At 67.5% G+C, this 18,638-nt stretch carries 15 protein-coding genes; 5 read left to right on the top strand and 10 right to left on the bottom strand.

Annotation, left to right across the window (positions count from 1 at the left end):
* Positions 1-6: 6 nt before the first annotated feature.
* Positions 7-504 (bottom strand): ester cyclase, encoded by a 498-nt coding sequence (locus ACNH6H_RS14280; RefSeq protein ID WP_418318566.1) that lies wholly within the window; start codon positions 502-504, stop codon positions 7-9.
* A gap of 106 nt (positions 505-610) precedes the next feature.
* On the opposite strand from ACNH6H_RS14280, the gene ACNH6H_RS14275 reads away from it, so the two are divergent.
* The gene (locus tag ACNH6H_RS14275; RefSeq protein WP_418318565.1) at positions 611-1,513 is read left to right on the top strand and encodes a helix-turn-helix domain-containing protein; all 903 of its coding nucleotides are present in this window, start codon (positions 611-613) and stop codon (positions 1,511-1,513) included.
* A gap of 7 nt (positions 1,514-1,520) precedes the next feature.
* On the opposite strand, the gene ACNH6H_RS14270 is transcribed toward ACNH6H_RS14275, so the two are convergent.
* Together ACNH6H_RS14270 and ACNH6H_RS14265 are read right to left on the bottom strand one after the other, a co-directional pair.
* Complete coding sequence (locus tag ACNH6H_RS14270) at positions 1,521-2,333, bottom strand: SDR family NAD(P)-dependent oxidoreductase (protein ID WP_418318564.1); 813 nt, start codon at positions 2,331-2,333, stop codon at positions 1,521-1,523.
* Positions 2,334-2,388: 55 nt separating this feature from the next.
* Positions 2,389-3,387: a zinc-dependent alcohol dehydrogenase family protein gene (locus tag ACNH6H_RS14265; protein WP_418318563.1), complete on the bottom strand. Its 999-nt coding sequence runs from the start codon at positions 3,385-3,387 to the stop codon at positions 2,389-2,391.
* 107 nt (positions 3,388-3,494) lie between these two features.
* Here ACNH6H_RS14265 and ACNH6H_RS14260 point away from each other — a divergent pair, with 107 nt between their 5' ends.
* Entirely contained in the window at positions 3,495-4,403 is a 909-nt protein-coding gene (locus ACNH6H_RS14260; RefSeq protein WP_418318561.1) for a LysR family transcriptional regulator, read from the top strand.
* 13 nt (positions 4,404-4,416) lie between these two features.
* On the opposite strand, the gene ACNH6H_RS14255 is transcribed toward ACNH6H_RS14260, so the two are convergent.
* From ACNH6H_RS14255 to ACNH6H_RS14235, 5 genes are read right to left on the bottom strand one after another with little or no spacing between them, the layout of a single operon-like run.
* The gene (locus ACNH6H_RS14255; RefSeq protein ID WP_418318559.1) at positions 4,417-5,763 is read right to left on the bottom strand and encodes a class-II fumarase/aspartase family protein; all 1,347 of its coding nucleotides are present in this window, start codon (positions 5,761-5,763) and stop codon (positions 4,417-4,419) included.
* Positions 5,764-5,806: 43 nt separating this feature from the next.
* Complete coding sequence (locus tag ACNH6H_RS14250) at positions 5,807-6,631, bottom strand: HpcH/HpaI aldolase/citrate lyase family protein (RefSeq protein WP_418318557.1); 825 nt, start codon at positions 6,629-6,631, stop codon at positions 5,807-5,809.
* A 1-nt stretch (position 6,632) separates the two neighbouring features.
* Positions 6,633-7,811, bottom strand: coding sequence for a CaiB/BaiF CoA transferase family protein (locus ACNH6H_RS14245; protein WP_418318556.1), 1,179 nt, complete (start codon positions 7,809-7,811; stop codon positions 6,633-6,635).
* Positions 7,812-7,851: 40 nt separating this feature from the next.
* A complete protein-coding gene (locus ACNH6H_RS14240) occupies positions 7,852-8,814 on the bottom strand; it encodes a Bug family tripartite tricarboxylate transporter substrate binding protein (protein WP_418318554.1) in 963 nt (320 codons plus the stop codon).
* A gap of 45 nt (positions 8,815-8,859) precedes the next feature.
* On the bottom strand, positions 8,860-9,720 hold the full coding sequence (locus ACNH6H_RS14235) for an FAS1-like dehydratase domain-containing protein (RefSeq protein WP_418318553.1): 861 nt from the start codon (positions 9,718-9,720) through the stop codon (positions 8,860-8,862).
* A 220-nt stretch (positions 9,721-9,940) separates the two neighbouring features.
* Here ACNH6H_RS14235 and ACNH6H_RS14230 point away from each other — a divergent pair, with 220 nt between their 5' ends.
* Genes ACNH6H_RS14230 through ACNH6H_RS14220 form a run of 3 tightly spaced genes read left to right on the top strand, consistent with a single transcriptional unit; the run spans position 9,941 to position 13,690 of the window.
* A complete protein-coding gene (locus tag ACNH6H_RS14230) occupies positions 9,941-11,248 on the top strand; it encodes a malonyl-CoA decarboxylase domain-containing protein (RefSeq protein ID WP_418318551.1) in 1,308 nt (435 codons plus the stop codon).
* Between the two features lie 4 nt (positions 11,249-11,252).
* The gene (locus tag ACNH6H_RS14225; protein ID WP_418318550.1) at positions 11,253-12,071 is read left to right on the top strand and encodes an enoyl-CoA hydratase/isomerase family protein; all 819 of its coding nucleotides are present in this window, start codon (positions 11,253-11,255) and stop codon (positions 12,069-12,071) included.
* Positions 12,072-12,106: 35 nt separating this feature from the next.
* Positions 12,107-13,690, top strand: coding sequence for a malonate--CoA ligase (locus ACNH6H_RS14220; protein WP_418318548.1), 1,584 nt, complete (start codon positions 12,107-12,109; stop codon positions 13,688-13,690).
* A 30-nt stretch (positions 13,691-13,720) separates the two neighbouring features.
* On the opposite strand, the gene cphA (ACNH6H_RS14215) is transcribed toward ACNH6H_RS14220, so the two are convergent.
* Positions 13,721-16,306 carry a cyanophycin synthetase gene (cphA, locus tag ACNH6H_RS14215; protein WP_418318546.1) on the bottom strand — a complete coding sequence of 862 codons (2,586 nt, stop codon included), beginning with the start codon at positions 16,304-16,306 and terminating at the stop codon, positions 13,721-13,723.
* 45 nt (positions 16,307-16,351) lie between these two features.
* A complete protein-coding gene (cphA, locus tag ACNH6H_RS14210; RefSeq protein ID WP_418318544.1) occupies positions 16,352-18,625 on the bottom strand; it encodes a cyanophycin synthetase in 2,274 nt (757 codons plus the stop codon).
* Positions 18,626-18,638 lie beyond the last annotated feature (13 nt).

Raw genomic sequence — 18,638 nt, 5'->3', positions numbered from 1 at the left:
TGCTCATCACTTGGCCGTCAGCTGGCGGATCGCACCGGCCCAGTCCTCGACGTGGTAGGCGGTGACGGCCTTGCCGTCCTTGATGGTGTGGATGTCGATGGCCATGATGCGGAAGGACTTGCCGGTCGGCTGCACGCCGAACAAGGGCCCGACGGGTGTGCCGCTGGCCTCGCTGCGCACGATGATGCGGTTGCCGTCGACCAGCACGTCCCTGATGTCCCAGCGCAGATCGGGGATCAGCTTGCCGAAGCCACCCACCTGGCCGACGAAGGCCTCGCGGCCCTTGAACTCGCCGTCGGCGGAGTACGACTTCCAGTCGGGTGACAAGGTCTGCTCGGCCAGCGCCTTCAGGTCCTTGGTCGCCGGCTGATTGAGCATCTCGTAGAACGGCGCGATCTGCTGGCGCGCCTGCTCGGAGGTCAGCGGCTTGGTCTGAGCCGAAGCGGCGCCGGCGCCGGCGGCCAGGACAAGGGCTGCGAGGGTGAAGGTCAGGGAACGGGTCATGAAAGTCTCCAGGTGATGAGCCTTCAGTTTGGACACTTGCACGCATCAAAGCACTGCCGATAATCGACATCCGATTCATGAAATTGGACAAACTGGTGCAATCGACATGAGCCGCCGCAGCCCCCGAGCGCCCGAGGTGGTGCAGTTCAAGGCGCCCGATCCCGACCAGCCCGGCGTCGACACGCTGGATCTGGCCCAGTTGCGCCAACGCGGCAGCCCGTCGCACCTGGCGGCGCTGCAGCGCCTCGAGTTCATGCTGCTGATGCTGTACACGCACGGTCGCGGCGAGCATCTGATCGACTTCGTCCCGTATCGAATCGAGCCCGACACGCTGGTCGTCATCCGGCCGGGCACGGTGCACCGCTTCGCGCTCAACGACTCGATGCAGGCCCGGCTGCTGGTCATCGATCCGGTCTTCATCCTGCCCGAGCGGCTGGCCTGGATCAAACCATTGATCGCCCGCGACCCGTGGCCGGTTCGATCGACGCTGACGCCGGCAATGCGCGACGAATTCCTGACGATCTGCAATCAGATCGACGCCGACGTGCAGCGCCAGACCACCCCGGAGCTGCGCGCTGCGCTGGTACGGCAGCGCCTGTATGCGCTGTTGCTGCTGCTGCGCATCGAGTGGAACCGTGATGACGGTATCGATGTCCCCGCGCCGGCGCCGGCGGCACAACTGGTTGCGGATTTTCGCGTGCTGCTCGAGCAGCATTACATCGAGCGCTGGACCGTGCAGCGTTATGCGCAGAAGCTGGGTTGTGCCGAACGCACGCTGACACGGGCGTGCCTGGCAACCAGCGACCAGACCGCCAAGGCCCTGGTCGACGAGCGCGTGCTGCTCGAAGCCAGGCGTTTGCTTGCACACGGCGGCGACAGCATCGAAGCCGTCGCGCTGCGGCTGGGATTCGGCGGCGCCGGCGCGCTGGTGCAGTTTTTCAGGCGCCTCGACGGCCACACGCCGGCAAGCTTCCGGCAGGCGTTCCGTCAGGCCGAGACCGCGCCTTGAGCAATCGTCATCGCCGAGTGGTCCCGGCCGGCAGCAGCGCGTCCATCGCTCGGACCAGCGCGTCGGCCTTGCGCTCATCCAGCGCATCGGGATGCGGCGCGTCGAATCGTTTGGCGTCGTTGTCGTAGTACAGGCCGGTTGCGGTCGCGAACTCGTCGGACAGTGCGGCGCGGGTCAGGATGTCGGCACCGATGCGCAGGTCGCTGCCTTCGATGCCGAAACCTTCCTGGACCATCTTGCTGGCCAGCAGGGAGCCCGGGTTGACCGCGACGATCACCGGGCCGGCCTCGCCTTCGGCCAGCGCCATCCGGCGCGACCACATCGTCAGCGCCAGCTTGCTCTGCGCATAGGCGGCCATGTCGTCGAGCCGGGTGGTGCCGGCCAGCGCGTCGAGGTTTACCGGCGCCTGGGCGGCCGACGACAGGTTGATCACGCGCCCGGCGCCGAGCAGGGGCCGCAGGCGCAGCGTCAGCAGGTAGGGCGCGAGCGTGTTGACGACGAAGCGCACGTCGAGCCCGTCCGCGGTGCGCGTCTGCGCGGTCCGCAGCACGCCGGCGTTGTTGATCAGCACGTCGAGCCGGTCGTGCGTCGACCGCACCGCCTCGGCCAGGGTTTCGACCTCGGCCAGGCGCGACAAGTCGGCGACCAGGGTCTCGATGCGGCCGGCGCCTGGCAGCGCCGACAAGCGCTTGCGCACGGCGTCGAGCTTGGCAGCGCTGCGCCCGTGCAGCAGCAGCGTATGGCCCTGCGGCGCGAGCATCTCGGCAGTGGCCAGGCCGATGCCATCGGTCGCGCCGGTCAGCACAATGGTCTTGGTCATCGAGGTTCCTTCAAATTGGTCATTCCGAAAGTTCGAAGCGCAGCGTCTCGCGTGTTCAGGCTGCGGCGACGACGTCGACCACCACCTTGCCCACCGCATCGCCGCTGCCCAGGCGTGCATGGGCCTGGCCTGCTTGCTCGAGGCTGAAACGCGGTGCGTCGAGCAGCGGCTTCAACGCGCCGGCATCGACGATCTGCGCGACTTTTTGCAGGATCCCGCCGTGCACGTCGCGATGCACGTTGTGCAGCATCGGGATCAGCATGAACACGACGTGCAGCGACAAACCCTTGAAGTGCACCGGCGACAGGTCGAGTTCCAGCAGCGAGACCGTGGTCGCGACGTGCGCATTCAACGCGGCGGCTTCGAACGACTTCGGCAGGTTGGCGCCGCCCACCGAATCGAACACGACATCGAAGCCGGCGCCTGCCGTGTAGCGACCGACGTAGTCGGCGACCGTTTCGGTCCTGTAGTCGATGGCCGTCGCGCCGTAGCCGCGGATGATCTCGGCGGCCTCTGCACCCGAACCGGTGGCGTAGACCTCGGCGCCGAGATGGCGCGCCAGCTGCACCGCGACATGGCCGACGCCGCCTGCAGCGCCGTGCACCAGCACCTTCTGGCCGGCACGAACGCCGGCCCGCTGCAGGCCTTCGTAAGCGGTGATGCCGACCAGCGGCAGCGCGGCGGCCTCGCGCATCGACAGCGACTTGGGCTTGTGTGCCACCAGCCGGGCATCGGCCAGCATGCACTCGGCCAGCGCACCCGGCAGGTCGGCAAGGCCCCCGGCGCAGCCGTAGACCTCGTCCCCCGGGGCGAAGCCGGTCACGCCCTCGCCGACGGCATCGACGGTGCCGGCGAAGTCCATGCCCAGCACGGCGGGCAGATCGGGCGACAGCGGCAGGTCCTTGCCCAACTGGCGAATCATCGTGTCGACGGTGTTGACGCTGGTCGCCGCGACGCGCACCAGCAGATGGCCGGCCTTGACCGTGGGGCGGGGCAAGTCGACGGCTTCGAACGCAGCGTTCGCGCCGTACGCATTGAGGACCATGGCTTTCATCAGATTCTCCAGGTGCATTGATTGGGATGAAAGCGACTTTATTTATGATCATCCATTGAATAAAGTAGGTCGAATAGAATTCATTCTTCGACAAAACCATATAAACCGTGGATACCGACAGCGTCAGGCTCTTCGTGCTCGCGGCAGAACGGCTCAACATCAGCGCCGCCGGGCGCGAACTGGGGCTGGCGCCGGCAGCGGCCAGCGCGCGGCTGGCCAAGCTCGAGCAGACGCTGGGTGCCGACCTGCTGCGCCGCACGACGCGCAAGGTGAGCTTGTCGCTCGAGGGCGCCGAATTCCTGCCCTATGCGAAGGAGTTGCTGGCACAGGAAAGCGCGGCACTGGCCGCGCTCGGCATGGGGCGCGCGCAGGCCAGCGGCACCTTGCGGTTCGCCGCATCCAGCACCTTCGCGCAGCTCTACATCGCGCCGCTGCTGCCGGAGTTCCTCACGCTGCACCCGGCGGTGCAGCTCGACCTGCGCCTGTCGGACACGCCCTTCGACCTGATCGAGGGCAGCTTCGACCTGGCGCTGCGCAATGCCGCGCTCGACGACAGCAGCCTCAAGTGCCGCAAGCTCGCCGACGACCGCAGGGTGTTGTGCGCATCGGCGGACTATCTGGCGCGCCACGGGACGCCGGCCGGCGTCGCTGACCTGGACCGCCATCAGCTGATCGGCTTCCGCGATCTGGCGCCGAAGCCGTTGATCGGCCGAGCCGGCGCCGCCGGCTTCTTCGATCCACGCCGGGCCGGCGGTCGACTGATGATGGACGACGGCGCCACTCTGAAGGCCGCGACGCTGGCCGGCGCAGGCATCTCGGTCAACGCGCTGTGGAGCGTATTTGCCGAACTGCAGGCCGGCAGCCTGCGGCGGGTGCTGCCGGATCTGTGGGTCGATGACCAGTCAGCGCTGTGGCTGATCTATCCGCAGGCCAATGTGCTGACGCTGAAGGTGCGTGCGCTGATGGATTTCCTGCTCGACCGGATCGGCAGGCATCCGGTCTGGATCGGATCCTGACGACGGCCGCCGGTCACCCCAGGCTCGCCAATACCCTGTCGACCATCACGCCCGATTGCCCGAGGTAGTTGGCCGGGTCGCACAGCCTGGCCAGCGCGGCGCGGTCCAGGTGCTTGTTGATCTCGGGATGCTCGGCCAGCAGGTCGAGCAGCGGGCGCTGCTGCTTGAGCGCCTCGCGGCAGATGTCGTAGACCAGATCGTGAGCATATTCGCGGCCGATGTACGGGCCCAGGCCCATCATCACCGCCTCGCTCATCACCAGGCCGTGGGTCATGTCGATGTTGCGACGCATCGCCTCGGTGTCGACCTCCAGGCCCTCGACGATCACACGCGCCTGCTTCAGTGCGCCGGCCAGCAGGCAGAAGGCCTCGGGCAGCACGATCCACTCGATCTGCCACGGGCCGGTCGAGCGCTCGTGATCGGCGACCATCGCGTCCATCAATGCCGCGGAATGCTGGCGCACGACGCTGATCGCGCCGTGGATATAGGCGCTGCTGATCGGGTTGCGTTTCTGCGGCATCGTGCTGCTGCTGCCGCGGCCGTGGTAGTACGGCTCCTGCACCTCGCCGACTTCGGTCTGCATCATCAGCTTGACGTCCATGCTGAGCTTGCCCAGCGTGCCGCCGACCAGGCCGAGGAAGGCGCCCACTTCGGCGATGTTGTCGCGCACGGTGTGCCAGGCGATCAGCGGCTGGCCCAGGCCCAGCTCAGCGCACAGGCCGGCCTGGGTTTCCATCGCGCCCTTGTCGAGCGAGGCCAGCGTGCCGGCGGCACCTGCGAATTCGCCGACCTGCACGCGTTTGCGCAACTGGCCCAGCCGCTCGCGGTGGCGTTCGACGGCAGCCAGCAGGCTTGCCATCTTGAATCCGAAGGTGATCGGGATCGCCTGCTGCAGGTTGCTGCGGCCGATCATCGGCGTGTCGCGGTGCTCGCGCGCCAGCTTGGCCAGCGCGGCCGAGATCGCACCCAGCTCGCGTTCGACGATGTCCAGGCCTTCGCGGATCTGCAGCGAGGTTGCGGTGTCGGTGATGTCCTGCGTCGTCGCGCCCCAGTGAACGAATTCGCCGAGCTTGTCGCGGCACAACAAATTCAGCTGCGACACCACGCCGAGGATCGGATAGCCGATGCGTTCGGTCTGCGCGCGCAGCTTGACCATGTCGATCTGGTCGAGGTGGCAGTGGCTGACGATCTCGTCGGCCGCCTCCTGCGGGATCAGTCCGAGCCGGGCCTGCACGATCGCGAGCGCGCGCTCGATCTCGATATATTTGGCGGTGCGGTTTTCGTCCGACCAGACATGACGCATCTCGTCACTGCTGAAGATGCCCTGGAAGATCGCCGAGTCGATGATGGTGGAAGCCATGGGTGCCTCTTGAAGAAGGAAGAAAAAGTCGGAAGCGCGGGTGTCAGACGCAGCCCGCGCGTTGCAAAGTGCGTTCGGCCTGCAGCACGACCGGTCGATCGATCATCCGGCCGTCCAGCCTGGCTGCGCCTGGCGATGCCGCTTCGGCATCGAGCACGCGGCGCGCCCAGCTGATCGCCTGTTCGTCGGGCGCCAGCGCCGCATGGATGGCCGCCACCTGCTGCGGGTGGATGCACAACTTGGCGCCGAAGCCATGCCGGCGTGCCCAGGCCAGGTCGGCGAGCAGCCGGGTTTCGTCGTCGATCTGCGGCGTGACACCGGCCACCGGTGACGGCAGACCGGCAACGCGCGAGGCCACGGCAAGCCGGCCGGCCGAGTAGGTCAATGCGTCGGAGCCATCGCTGATATCGAGGTCGAGGTCGAGCGCGTAATCGAGTGTGCCGAAGACAAGGCGGGTGACGCCTTTTGCAGCGGCCAGCAGGTCGGCCCGGGCGATGCCGAGCGCACTCTCGACCAGCGCCAGCACCTCGGCGCCCGGCGCAGCGGCACGCAGCGCGTCGATCTGCTCGGGCGCCTCGGCCTTCGGCAACATCGCTGTGACGATGCCGGCCTCACGCAGCAGGCGAAGGTCGTCGGCAAAACCAGCGTACCGGGCATCGTTGATCCGAACGACGATGCGGCTGCGTTCCGCCGCACTGGAAGTCGCTGTCCAGTCCGCGATCGCGTTGCGTGCAAAAGCCTTGGCATCGGCGGCAACGGCATCCTCGAGGTCGAACACGATCGCATCGGCACCGCTGGCCAGCGCCTTCGCAAAACGTTCCGGCCGATTGCCCGGGACGAACAGATAGGTCCGAGGCAGGCTGTTCATTTCAGATCGCCTCGGCAGCGCGCAGCGCGCGGACGCCCTCGGCGTCGATGCCGAGCTCGGCCAGCACCGCCTCGGTATGTTCGCCGAGCGCCGGCACCGGGTCCATTCGCGGACCTTCGTTCCAGCTGCCCGGTGGCAGCATCGCCGGAATCGGCCCGGCCGAGGTGCGCACTTCGCGCCAGCGATTGCGTGCCTTGAGCTGCGGGTGCTCCCAGACCTCGTGCATGCTGTTGACGCGGGCGTTGGCGATCTGCGCGGCCTCGAGCCGCTCGACGACCTGCGGCGCGGTCAGGCCGCTGAAGGCCTCGACGATCAATGCACGCAAGGCGTCGCGCGAGGCCACCCGTTTGGCATTGCCGGCAAAGCGCGGGTCCTTGGCGAGCGCCGGCTGCAGCAGCACGACATCGCAGAACTTGGCCCACTCGCGTTCGTTCTGCAGCCCCATCATCACCGTGCCGCCGTCGCCGGTCGGGAACGGTCCGTAGGGGTAGATCGTCGCGTGCGAGGCACCGGTGCGCGGCGGCGGCGGCGCACCGTCGAATGCGTAATACAGCGGATAACTTGTCCACTCGGCCAGCGACTCGAGCATCGAGATGTCGATGTGCTGGCCCTTGCCGGTCTGCGCACGCTGCATCAGCGCGGCCAGGATGTTGGTATAGGCATACATGCCGGCGGCGATGTCGGCAATCGACGGCCCGGCCTTGCACGGTTCGTCGGCAGTGCCGGTCACCGAGACGAAACCGGCCTCGCTCTGGATCAGCAGGTCGTAGGCCTTCTTGTCGCGGTAGGGGCCGTCGGCGCCGTAACCCGAGATGTCGCAGACGATGATGCCGGGCTTGCGTTCGGCGAGTCGCTCGTAGCCGAGGCCGAGCCGCGCGGCAGCGCCAGGAGCCAGGTTCTGCACGACGACGTCGGCCTTCTCGAGCACCAGTTTCTGCAGCGCCTTCGCGGCTTCCGGATGCTTGACGTCGAGCGTGACACTTTCCTTCGAGCGGTTGGTCCAGACGAAATGCGACGCCAGGCCGTTGACCCGCGAGTCGTAGCCGCGTGCGAAGTCGCCCGATCCCGGACGCTCGATCTTGATGATGCGTGCACCGAGGTCGGCCAGCTGGCGGGTTGCGAACGGCGCGGCGATCGCGTGTTCGAGCGTGACGACGGTGATGCCTTTGAGGGGTTGCATGGCGTATTTCCGGATCTGCTTCGCTAGGGAATGGGTCGGGTCAGTCGGCGCTCAGCTTCGCGCGCACGACGACCTGCTTCCACTTCGCCAGCTCGTTCTTGACCAGTTCGGCGAGTTGCTCAGGCGTGCTGCCTTCGACGTCGGCGCCGTGGTCCTCGATGCGCTTGATGATCTGCGGATCGGCGAGCACCTGGTTCAAGGCCTTGTTGAGCTGCGCGACCACCGCCTTCGGCGTCTTCGCCGGGGCGAACAGCGCGTACCACTGCTGCACCTCGACACCGTCGACGCCAGCCTCCTTCAGCGTCGGCACATCGGGCAGCAGCGGCGAGCGCTTCGGGCCGGCGATTGCCATCGCCTTCAGCTTGCCGGCCTTGACGAAGGGAACCGCGGTGAACAGGCTCGGGAACATGAACTGCGTCTGGCCGCCGATCGTGTCGGTGATCGCTGGCGCCGAACCCTTGTAGGGCACGCCGAGCATCGTCACGCCGGTATTGACCTTGAACAGTTCGGCGGCGAAGTGAGGCGCAGTGCCGTTGCCAGCCGATGCGTAGGTGAACCTGTCGGGCTTGGCCTTCAGCTGGGCGACGAGGTCGCGAACATCCTTCACCGGCACGCTGGCGTTGGCCACCATCAAGGTCGGCGAATAACCGATCAGGCCGACCGGCTCGAAGTCGGTCACCGGGTCGTAACGCAGCTTCTGCAGCGCCGGATTCATCGCATGGGTGGCGATATAGCCGAGCAGCAGCGTGTGGCCGTCGGCTTTCGCGCGCATCACGTGTTCGCTTGCAATGACGCCGTTGGCGCCGGCGCGGTTGTCGATGACCACCGACTGCCCGAGCAGCGGCGCGAGTTTTTCGGCGATGGTGCGGGCGATCGCATCGTTGCCGCCGCCGGCCGCCGTCGGCACGACGATGGTGACGGTCTTCTCGGGGAAGGCAGCGGAAGCTGCAGACGCCGCCAGGATGGCAGCGCTGGCGAGTGCTGTGGTGAACAGGTGCTTCATGGCGATTTGTCTCGGTGTGTAATCTTGTGATGCGTGGTGGGGAGCTCAGCCCCTGAGCGTGGCAACTGCTTCCATCGTCAGCCAACCTTCGTGGTCCTGCGCCCACAGGCGGACGCTCTTGCCGTCTTCCGACGGCTGGCCGTTGACCTGGAAGGGATGCAGATCGAAGGTCGGCCGAACCGCCTTGAAGCGGAAGCTCGCGACGTCGGCGTCCGGCGCATTGCGGCGCAGCAGGTCCATCAGCAGCGTCGCGATCAGCGGGCCGTGGACGATCAGGCCCGGATAACCCTCGACCTCGGTCACGTACTTCCTGTCGTAGTGGATGCGGTGTCCGTTGAAGGTCAGCGCGGAGTAGCGGAACAGCAGCACATCGTCCGGCACGATCGTGCGCCGCCAGGCGGCGCCTTCTTCCGCCCTTTGCGGCGGCGGCTCGACATCGGTCGGCTGCTTCGCCTCGCGGTAGACGATGTCGTGGAATTCGACCAGCGCCGCGTCGCTCGCCCCGTTGCAGCGCAGCTCGTGCCGCACCTTGACGAATACCAGCTTGCCGGTGCGGCCTTCCTTGGTCGTCACGTTGTCGATGGTCGACACGCGCTCGACCGCATCACCGACCCGGATCGGCGAACGGAACTCGAACTGGCTGCCGGCCCACATGCGCCGCGGCAGCGGCACCGGCGGCAGAAAGCCGCCGCGTTTGGCGTGCCCGTCGGGGCCGATCTCGCTCTGCTGGTGCAGCGGCAGGAAATACAGCCAGTGCCACAGCGGCGGCAGCGGCGTGCCGTCGGGCGCTTCGGCCTTCGGATGATCGAGCGTGGCGTTCAGTGCCTTGACCGGGGTCGGGCCGATGCGGTCGGCGACGGTTTCGCTGCGGCCGATCCAGGCGGCCAGGTCGAGATCCTGTGTCATCGTTGCACTCAGTTGGCGTTGCCGCTTGGGTCGCAGCAACTTCGATGCAGCAAGTGTCGGTCTGTGTCGCAATTCGGAGAAGTGCAAGATTCGAATCGATTGATGTGCGGCCTGCATCGCCGCAGATCACCCCAGCTGCTCAGCCGGCCATGGCACCGGTTCCGCAGCCGATAAGATGTCGCACCCGAAGCGCAGTGCGCGTTCCGCAGGAGGAATTTCAGTGCTCGATGAATTGCGCCAGGCGGCCCGCCGAGCTGGCAACGAACGCGCGGTGCGCAAGCTGCTTGCCGACTGCAACAGCCTGTTGTCGGAACGCGGCGAGGCGAACAGCGTCGCGATTGCGGCCAGCCTGGTCGAGCGGCTCGAGGCGCTGCCGGAAGAACAGGAAAAAGGTTTTTTCGACAGCCTGGCGCGCGATTTCAGCCCCGATCCGTTGGCGGTGCTGACCGCCGCGCAGGCCTATGCGGCAAATCCGAATGCACAAAGCCAGATGGCGTTGACGCAGGTCGCCGAGCCGGTGCGCCAGGAGCTGTTTCGCCGCATCAACCGGGCGCCGGGCGGCACGGCGGCGCTGCTGCGGCTGCGGCGGGCGCTGCTCGGGCGCTTTCGCGCGCAGAAGGACCTGCGCGCGGTCGAGGCCGACCTGTTCCATCTGTTGTCGAGCTGGTTCAATCCGGGCTTTCTGCAGATGCGCAAGGTCGACTGGAATTCGCCGGCGCGGCTGCTCGAGAAGGTGATCCACCACGAGGCGGTGCATGAGGTCGACGGCTGGGACGACTTGCGCCGGCGGCTCGAGCCGGACCGTCGGCTGTTTGCCTTCTTCCACCCGCAGCTGCCGGACGAGCCGCTGATCTTCGTCGAGGTGGCGCTGCTGCCGGAGATGCCGGCGGCAATCGCGCCGCTGATCAACAAGACCTCGAAGGCTCAACCGATCACCGATTCGAAGGTCGCGGCCTTCTATTCGATCAGCAACTGCGAGCCGGGGCTGCGCGGCGTCTCGCTCGGCAACTTCCTGATCAAGCGCGTTGCCGAACACCTGAACAGCGAACTGCCGCAGATCAAGACCTATTGCACCTTGTCGCCGATCCCGGGTTTTGCCGCCTGGCTGGCGCGCAAGCCGCAGCTGGACCAGTTGCCCGGGCTGAAACGCGGCGCCGGCGAAACATTGCTGGCCGCGCGGCAGCGACTGGAGGAAATCGCCGGCCCCGAACTGTCGGCTCTGAACACCGCAACCGGCGTCGACAAGCTCGACAAGGACGGCGAAGCCGCGCTGCTCGCGTTGTGCGCGGCCTACCTGCTCTATGTCACGCCGACCAGCGACGGCGATCCGGTGGCCCGTTTCCACCTCGACAACGGCGCGCGGCTCGAACGGCTGAACCCGCGCGGCAACATGTCGCGCAACGGCATCAAGCAGAGCCACGGCCTGATGGTCAACTACCTCTACGACCTGAACCGCATCGAGACCAGCCACGAGAAATTCGTGCAGGGCGAGGTCGTCCATTCGCGCGCGGTCGCGTCGCTGATCTGACGTGATGACCGATACGCAGCAAGGCCGACAGGCCGGACGCGCAGGCGAGGTCCGCTTCGAGCCGGCATCGGACGGTGTCGCACGGGTCGTGCTCGCGAATCCGGGCAAGCTCAATGCGATCGACATCGCGATGTGGCAGACGCTGCGCACCGGTTTCGAGGAGTTGCAGGCAATGCCCGCCGACAGCGCACCGATCGCGGTAATCGTCAGCGGCGCCAATGGCCAGTTTGCCGCCGGCGGCGACATTGCCGAGTTTGCCGAATTCCGCTTCGACGAGGAGCGGCTGCGCGACTTCCACGAGCAGATCGTCGGCCCGGCGCTGGACGCGATCCGCAACTGCGACATTCCGCTGTTTGCGCAGATCGACGGCGCCTGCGTCGGCGGGGGGCTCGAGATCGCCGCCTGCTGCGACATCCGCATCTGCGGCGAGACGAGCCGCTTCGGCGCGCCGATCGGCAGGCTCGGTTTTCCGATGGCGCCGGGCGAACTGCAGCTGATGTGCGGTATCGCGCCGCAGGCGGTGCTGCGCGAGATGCTGCTCGAGGCGCGGCTGATCGATGCAGCGACCGCATTGCGCTGCGGCCTGGTGCACCAGGTGACGGCCGATGCCGACGTCGCTGCGGTGACGCAGGCCCGCGCACAAGCGCTGCACAAACTCGCTCCGCAGGCGGCGCGCATCAACAAGCGCACGTTGCGGCAGATCGCGCGCGGCGGGCCCGATGCCGCAGAGCGGCTGGCACATTACCGTTATGCCGACAGTGCCGAACACCGCGAAGGTGTCACGGCCTTCATCAACCGGCGGCCGCCGCGCTTCGGGCGCTGAAGCATCGCCAGCAACCAGACCATCGCATGCAGAACATGACGACCCAACCGAATCCGGCCGCGATGCAGGCCGCCGCCGCCGACGGCAATGCGAATCTGTTTGTCACTCTGCGCGGTGGTTTTCCGGCCGACCTCGACCGCACCGCGATCGAAACCGGCGACGGCCCCCCGCTGCGCTACAGCTGGCGCGACATCGAGCGCTCGACCGCGATGCTTGCGAATCTGTTCGAATCGCTCGAGCTGCCGGCCGGTGCACGGATCGCGGTGCAGACCGAAAAATCGGTCGAGGCGCTGCTGCTGTACCTCGCGGTGCTGCGCGCCGGCTTCGTCTACCTGCCGCTGAATACCGCCTACCAGAGCAGCGAGATCGAATACTTCATCGGCAATGCCGAGCCGAGCGTCGTCGTCTGCTCGGCGAAGAATTTCAGCTGGATCAGCCGCATCGCGTTCAGCGCCGGCACCGCCCATGTCTTCACGCTGAATGAAGACCGGACCGGCTCGCTGCTCGAGCGCGCGGCCCACCACTCGGACATTCACGAGCCGGCGCAACGCTCGCGCGACGACCTGGCCGCGATCCTCTATACCAGCGGCACGACCGGGCGCAGCAAGGGCGCGATGCTGAGCCACGACAACCTCGCGTCGAATGCCCGCACGCTGCAGCAGTACTGGGGCTGGCGCGATGGCGACGTGCTGATCCACGTGTTGCCGATCTTCCATGTGCACGGCCTGTTCGTCGCGTCGCACGGCGCGCTGCTGAACGGCAGCAAGATGATCTGGTTCTCGAAATTCGACCCGCGCAAGGTCGTCGAGCGGCTGCCCGATGCGACCGTCTTCATGGGCGTGCCGACGCTGTACGTACGGCTGCTTGCCGAGCCGGGCCTGACCCGCGAGGCCTGTCGCAACATGCGGCTGTTCGTCGCCGGTTCGGCGCCGCTGCTGATCGACACCTTCCGCGAATTCGAGCAGCGCACCGGCCACACCATCCTCGAGCGCTACGGCATGAGCGAGACCGCGATGCTGACCTCGAACCCGTATCGCGCCGAGGACGGCGAGCGGCGCGGCGGCACGGTCGGGTTTCCGCTGCCCGGTGTCGGCGTGCGCATCCGCGGCGACGACGGCACGCTGCGTACCGACGGCGAGATCGGCGGCATCGAGGTCAGCGGCCCGAACATCTTCAAGGGCTACTGGCGGATGCCGGAAAAGACCCGCGAGGAGTTCACCGACGACGGCTGGTTCAAGACCGGCGACGTCGGCAAGATCGACGAGCGCGGCTATGTGCACATCGTCGGGCGCAGCAAGGACCTGATCATCAGCGGCGGCTACAACGTCTACCCGGCCGAGATCGAGGGTTATCTGAACGAGATGGAGGGCGTTGCCGAAAGCGCGGTGATCGGCGCGCCGCACCGCGATTTCGGCGAGGCCGTCGTCGCGATCGTTGTTGCCCGGCCCGGTGCGAGCCTCGACCCGGCATCGCTGACCGCACAGCTGAAATCGAAGATTGCGAATTTCAAGGTGCCGAAGCAGGTCTTCGTCGTCGACGACCTGCCGCGCAACACGATGGGCAAGGTCCAGAAGAACCTGCTGCGGGATCAGCACAAGGGGCTGTTCGCCGACGCCTGAGGCGGCATCGGCGGTCCTGCATGTCGCCGCTCAGGCGACGGCCGGCTCGGCGATCCGCTTCTTCAGGTGCGCCAGCGCCTCATCGACCTGGTCGATCAGCACCAGGCACAGGTCGCCCGGGCGCAGCCGCTCGAGCGCACGGTCGATCGCGACAAACTCGCCGGTGATTTCCTCGACGTGGCTGGTCCGTGACGCGCCCTTCAGCCCTTCGCGCAGCAGCGCGATCACCTCGCCGTCGGCGCGGCCGCGCTGCGCCGCATCCTGGTACAGCAGCACGTCGTCGAAGGCGGCGCCGAGGATCAGCGTCTGTTCGCGGATGTCCTCGTCGCGGCGATCGCCGGCGCCACTGATCACGACCGAACGCCGCTGGCCGTCGCTGGCCGGCATCGCCTCGACCGCCGCGACCAGCGCGCGCATCGCATCCGGGTTGTGGCCATAGTCGGCGATCACCGTCGCGCCACGGCAGTCCATCACGTTGAAGCGGCCCGGCGCATTGTTCGCATCGTTGACGAAGCTGGCCAGGCCGCTGCGGATCGTTTCCCAGCCGAGGCCGATCGCCCACGCCGCGGCGATCGACGCCATTGCGTTGTCGACCTGGAATCCGATGCTGCCGTTGCGCGTCAGCGGGATGTCGCGCAGCGGAATCCGTTCACGCCACGCGCCTTCGGCGGCGACGATGTCGTCGCCCTCGACGAAGACCGCCCGCTTGCCTTGCGCGCGGTGTGTCGCCATCACCGGATGCAGCCGGTCGGCAGCAAAAAAAATCACCTCGCCGGGGCAGACCGCGGCCATCGCGGCCACCACCGGGTCGGCCGCATTGAGCACGCCGAAGCCGTCATCGGCGACGTTCTGCACGATCACCCGCTTCAGCACCGCGAGGTCCTCGACAGTCGTGATGTAGTTCAGCCCGAGATGGTCGCCGGCGCCGATGTTGGTGACGACCGCCGCCTGGCAACGGTCGAAGCCCAGGCCCTCGCGCAGGATGCCGCCGCGCGCGGTCTCGAATACCGCCGCATCGACCTCCGGATTGAGCAGCACGTTGCGCGCGCTTTTCGGGCCGCTGCAGTCGCCGCTGTCGATCTGCCGGCCCTCTATATAGACACCGTCGGTATTGGTCATGCCGACCCGCAGCCCCTCGCTGGCGAGGATGTGCGCGATCAGCCGCGTCACCGTCGTCTTGCCATTGGTGCCGGTCACCGCGATGACCGGAATCCGGCCATCCTCGCCGGGCGCAAACATGTCGCCGACGATCGCCTCGCCGACCGCCCTGCCCTTGCCGAACGACGGCGTCAGGTGCATGCGCAGACCCGGTGCCGCATTGACCTCGACGATGCCGCCCTGCTGCTCCTCGAGTGGCCTCAGCACCGATTCGCAGACGATGTCGACGCCGCAGATGTGCAGCCCGATCATCTCGGCCGCATCGACGGCGCGGGCCGCGAGTTCCGGATGGACGTCGTCGGTGACATCGGTGGCGCTGCCGCCGGTGCTCAGATTGGCGTTGTTGCGCAGGATCACGCGCCGGCCCTTCTCCGGCACCGAATCCGGCGTCAGCCCCTGCACGCCGAGCCGTGCCAGCGCGATCTCGTCGAGCCGCATCTTGGTCAGCGAGGTCGCATGGCCTTCGCCGCGGCGCGGATCGGTATTCACTTCATCGATCAGCTGGCGCACGGTGTGTTCGCCGTCGCCGATCACCTGCGGCGGGTCGCGGCGCGCGGCGGCGACCATCTGCTTGCCGACGACGAGCACCCGGAAGTCGTTGCCGGGCAGGAATTTCTCGACCATCACCTGGCCATGTTCGGCCGCCGCGCGGAATGCAATCTCGAGGTGGTCGCGGGTCACGATGTTGACGGTCACGCCCATGCCCTGGCGGCCGTCCTGCGGCTTGACGACCACCGGCAGCCCGATCTCGAGCGCCGCCTGCCAAGCCTCGTCGAGCGTATCGACCGGGCGGCCGATCGGCACCGGCACGCCGGCCACATGCAGCAGCTTCTTCGTCAGGTCCTTGTCCTGCGCAATCGATTCGGACACCGCGCTGGTCGAATCGACCTCGGCGGCCTGGATGCGGCGCTGGCGCGAACCCCAGCCGAACTGGACCAGGCTGCCTTCGGTCAACCGCCGCCACGGAATGCCGCGCGCTTCGGCGGCTTCGACGATCGCGCCGGTGCTCGGCCCGAGGCGCTGGTCTTCGTCGGTCTCGCGCAGCTGCGCTATCGCCGCCGCGGCATCGAAGCTGCGGTCGAGGCGGGCCGCCGTCAGCAGTTCGAGCGCCAGCTTGAACGCGAGGCGGCCAACCGCCTCCTCGCTGTATTCGACGATCACCTGGTAGACACCCGGATCCAGCGTCGTCGCGGTGCGGCTGAAGGTGACCGGACAACCGGCCTGCGCCTGCAGGCCGAGTGCGGCCGACTCCAGCACCTGCGCAAGGCTGGTCGAACCGACAAAGCCGCCGGGGCGCAACGCGCCGATCGCCGGAAACAGCGCCCGCAATCGGCCTTCGAAGCCGGGAATGTCGGCGATCGAGGTTTCCGCGGGATCACAGGAGACGATCGCTTCGATCGCGGTATGCCGGCTCCACAGGTTGGGGCCGCGCAGCGCGCGGATGCGGGAAACTTCCATCAGCAGGCTCTCAGGCAAGTGCCGCCGCAATCGCGGCGGCGTCGGTCAACTGGCGCGCGGCGGCAGCCGTGAAGCCGCAGCCGCCTTCGCGACATGCGGCGCGGCGACTGGCGGCAGGTCGGAGGGATCGGCATCGAAGGTCTCGATGCCGGCGGCAATCAGATCAGGCGAAATGCCGACCGCCCAGGCAGCGGCTGCCGCGGCGGCTTGTGTCGATGCCGGCAGACCCGGCGTTTCGCGACGGCCACGCCGGTACATCGACGGGTCGGCCAACAGCACTTCCTGGTTGCCGGTAGCCAGCACCAGCCGTCCGGCGCGCATCAGCACCGCGCGCCCGCCGGCGGCGCGGTGCGCCGTCAAAGTCTCGGAGGCTGCGGCTGCGGCGTCGGCGGCATAAAAGATCACCTCGCCGTCACACAGCGATGCCATCTCGGCGACCGCCGGATCGCCGGCATTGAGCACCGCGACGCCGTCGTCGAGCACGACGTCGACCTGCGTGCGCAGCACCCGCGGCATCTGCTCGGCGCTGCGGATATCGTGGTTCTCGAGCGCCGCAGCAGCGGCCGGATCGAACGCGCAATCGGTGACGATGCCGACCTTGCAGCGGTCGTAGGCCAGTCCGTCGTCGAGGATCGCGCGGGCGTCGTTCTCGATCACGACGGCCTGCACGTTGCGGTTCATCAGCAGCCGGTGCGCCGGCTCGAAATGGGCGCAATCGCCGGCATCGACGCGGCGGTGATCGAGGAACAGGCCACTGCGGCAGGCCAGCCCGACATGGCGGCCGCTGAGTTGCAGCAGCCAGGCGACGACCCGCGCAATCGACGCGCCATCACGCGAGCCGGCGATGCCGATGATCGGGATGCGACCGCTTTCGTCCTCGTCGAACAGATGATCGACGATCGCCCGGCCGACCGGCCTTGGCGAACCCTGAGCCGGTTTCAGGTGCATCAGCAGGCCGGGGCCGGCATTGACTTCGACGATGCCGCCGCCCTGCTCATGCAACGGGCGGCCGATGTCGGCAGCAACCAGATCGACGCCGGCGATGTCGAGGCCGACGACGCGTGCGGCCAGCGTCACCGCGCGGGCGACCTCGGGATGGACTTCATCGGTGCAATCGACCGCGACATTGCCATTGCGCTGGATCAGCACGCGCTGGCCGGATGCCGGCACGCTGTCCGGCGTCAGGCCCTGGCGCTGCAGATCGAGCAGCACGACGTCATCGGGCCGGTCGCCCGACAACTTGATCTCGCCGAGCGGGAAATCCTCGGTCGGGCCGCGCCGCGGATCGCTGTTGATCTGCGCATCGACCAGAGCGGTCACCGTCGACTTGCCGTCGCCGATCACCCAGGCGGCGTCGCCGCGGGCCGCTGCGACCACCTCGCCGCCGACGACCAGCAACCGGTGCTCGAGGCCACGCAGATAACGCTCGACGATCACCTCGCTGCCCTGGGCATTGGCGACGTCGTAGGCGGCGGCGATGTCTTCGCGGGTCGACAATTCGAGCGTGACGCCGCGGCCATGGTTGCCGTCGGAAGGCTTGACGACGACCGGCAGGCCGATGTCCTGCGCGGCTTCCCACGCGGCATCGGCGCTGTCGACGACTTCACCTTCGGGCACCGGCACGCCGCAGGCCTTCAGCAGCCGTTTCGTCAGGTCCTTGTCGTGCGCAATGCCCTCGGCGATCGCGCTGGTGCGGTCGGTCTCGGCGGTCCAGATGCGGCGCTGGCTGCCGCCATAACCGAGCTGCACCAGGTTGCCGTCGTTCAGCCGGATGTGCGGAATCTTGCGGTCGGTCGCCGCGGCGACGATGCAGGCGGTGCTCGGGCCGAGATAACACTCCTCGATCCGTTCGCGCACCTGCTCGACCATTGCCGCAACATCGCAGGGCTCGTCATTGATCGCGGCCATCAGCAGGCGGTGGCCATGCATCAGCGCCTCGCGGGCGACCTTTTCGTCGCGGGCACGGAACACCATCCGGTAGACGCCGCGTTGCGAGGTGCTGCGCGTCTGGCCGAAACCGGTCGGCATCCCGGCCAGGTTCAGCAGCTCGATCACGACATGCTCCAGCACATGGCCGGCCCAGGTGCCTTCGGTCAGGCGCTGCAGAAAACCGCCGGGTTCGCCGACGCCGCAATGGTGTTCGCCAAGCGCCGGCAGCATCGCCAGCAGCCGCTCGTTGAAGCCGGGCAGCAGGTTGGACGGGAAGTCCTCGAGTTCACCGAGATCGAGCCAGACCTCGAGTGCCGGGCGGTAGGTCCAGACATTGGGCCCGCGCAAATAGGTCACGCGAAGCAGCTGGATATCTGGCTTCTTGTTCATGGTCATCGAGACG

The organism is Pseudideonella sakaiensis (assembly GCF_048320135.1).
Taxonomy (GTDB): Bacteria; Pseudomonadota; Gammaproteobacteria; order Burkholderiales; family Burkholderiaceae_C; genus Ideonella_A; species Ideonella_A sakaiensis_A.
The sequence above is the reverse complement of the archived record's forward strand: the minus strand, read 5'-3'. Positions and strand labels throughout refer to the sequence as shown.

Excerpts from the sequence above, each read along its gene's own strand:
- ACNH6H_RS14250 (WP_418318557.1), bottom strand. The coding sequence starts at position 6,631 with ATGAACAGCCTGCCTCGGACCTATCTGTTCGTCCCGGGCAATCGGCCG.
- ACNH6H_RS14280 (WP_418318566.1), bottom strand. The coding sequence starts at position 504 with ATGACCCGTTCCCTGACCTTCACCCTCGCAGCCCTTGTCCTGGCCGCC.
- ACNH6H_RS14225 (WP_418318550.1), top strand. The coding sequence starts at position 11,253 with ATGACCGATACGCAGCAAGGCCGACAGGCCGGACGCGCAGGCGAGGTC.
- ACNH6H_RS14255 (WP_418318559.1), bottom strand. The coding sequence starts at position 5,763 with ATGGCTTCCACCATCATCGACTCGGCGATCTTCCAGGGCATCTTCAGC.
- ACNH6H_RS14245 (WP_418318556.1), bottom strand. The coding sequence starts at position 7,811 with ATGCAACCCCTCAAAGGCATCACCGTCGTCACGCTCGAACACGCGATC.
- cphA (WP_418318544.1), bottom strand. The coding sequence starts at position 18,625 with ATGAACAAGAAGCCAGATATCCAGCTGCTTCGCGTGACCTATTTGCGC.
- ACNH6H_RS14220 (WP_418318548.1), top strand. The coding sequence starts at position 12,107 with ATGACGACCCAACCGAATCCGGCCGCGATGCAGGCCGCCGCCGCCGAC.
- ACNH6H_RS14235 (WP_418318553.1), bottom strand. The coding sequence starts at position 9,720 with ATGACACAGGATCTCGACCTGGCCGCCTGGATCGGCCGCAGCGAAACC.
- ACNH6H_RS14240 (WP_418318554.1), bottom strand. The coding sequence starts at position 8,814 with ATGAAGCACCTGTTCACCACAGCACTCGCCAGCGCTGCCATCCTGGCG.
- ACNH6H_RS14270 (WP_418318564.1), bottom strand. The coding sequence starts at position 2,333 with ATGACCAAGACCATTGTGCTGACCGGCGCGACCGATGGCATCGGCCTG.
- ACNH6H_RS14265 (WP_418318563.1), bottom strand. The coding sequence starts at position 3,387 with ATGAAAGCCATGGTCCTCAATGCGTACGGCGCGAACGCTGCGTTCGAA.
- cphA (WP_418318546.1), bottom strand. The coding sequence starts at position 16,306 with ATGGAAGTTTCCCGCATCCGCGCGCTGCGCGGCCCCAACCTGTGGAGC.
- ACNH6H_RS14275 (WP_418318565.1), top strand. The coding sequence starts at position 611 with ATGAGCCGCCGCAGCCCCCGAGCGCCCGAGGTGGTGCAGTTCAAGGCG.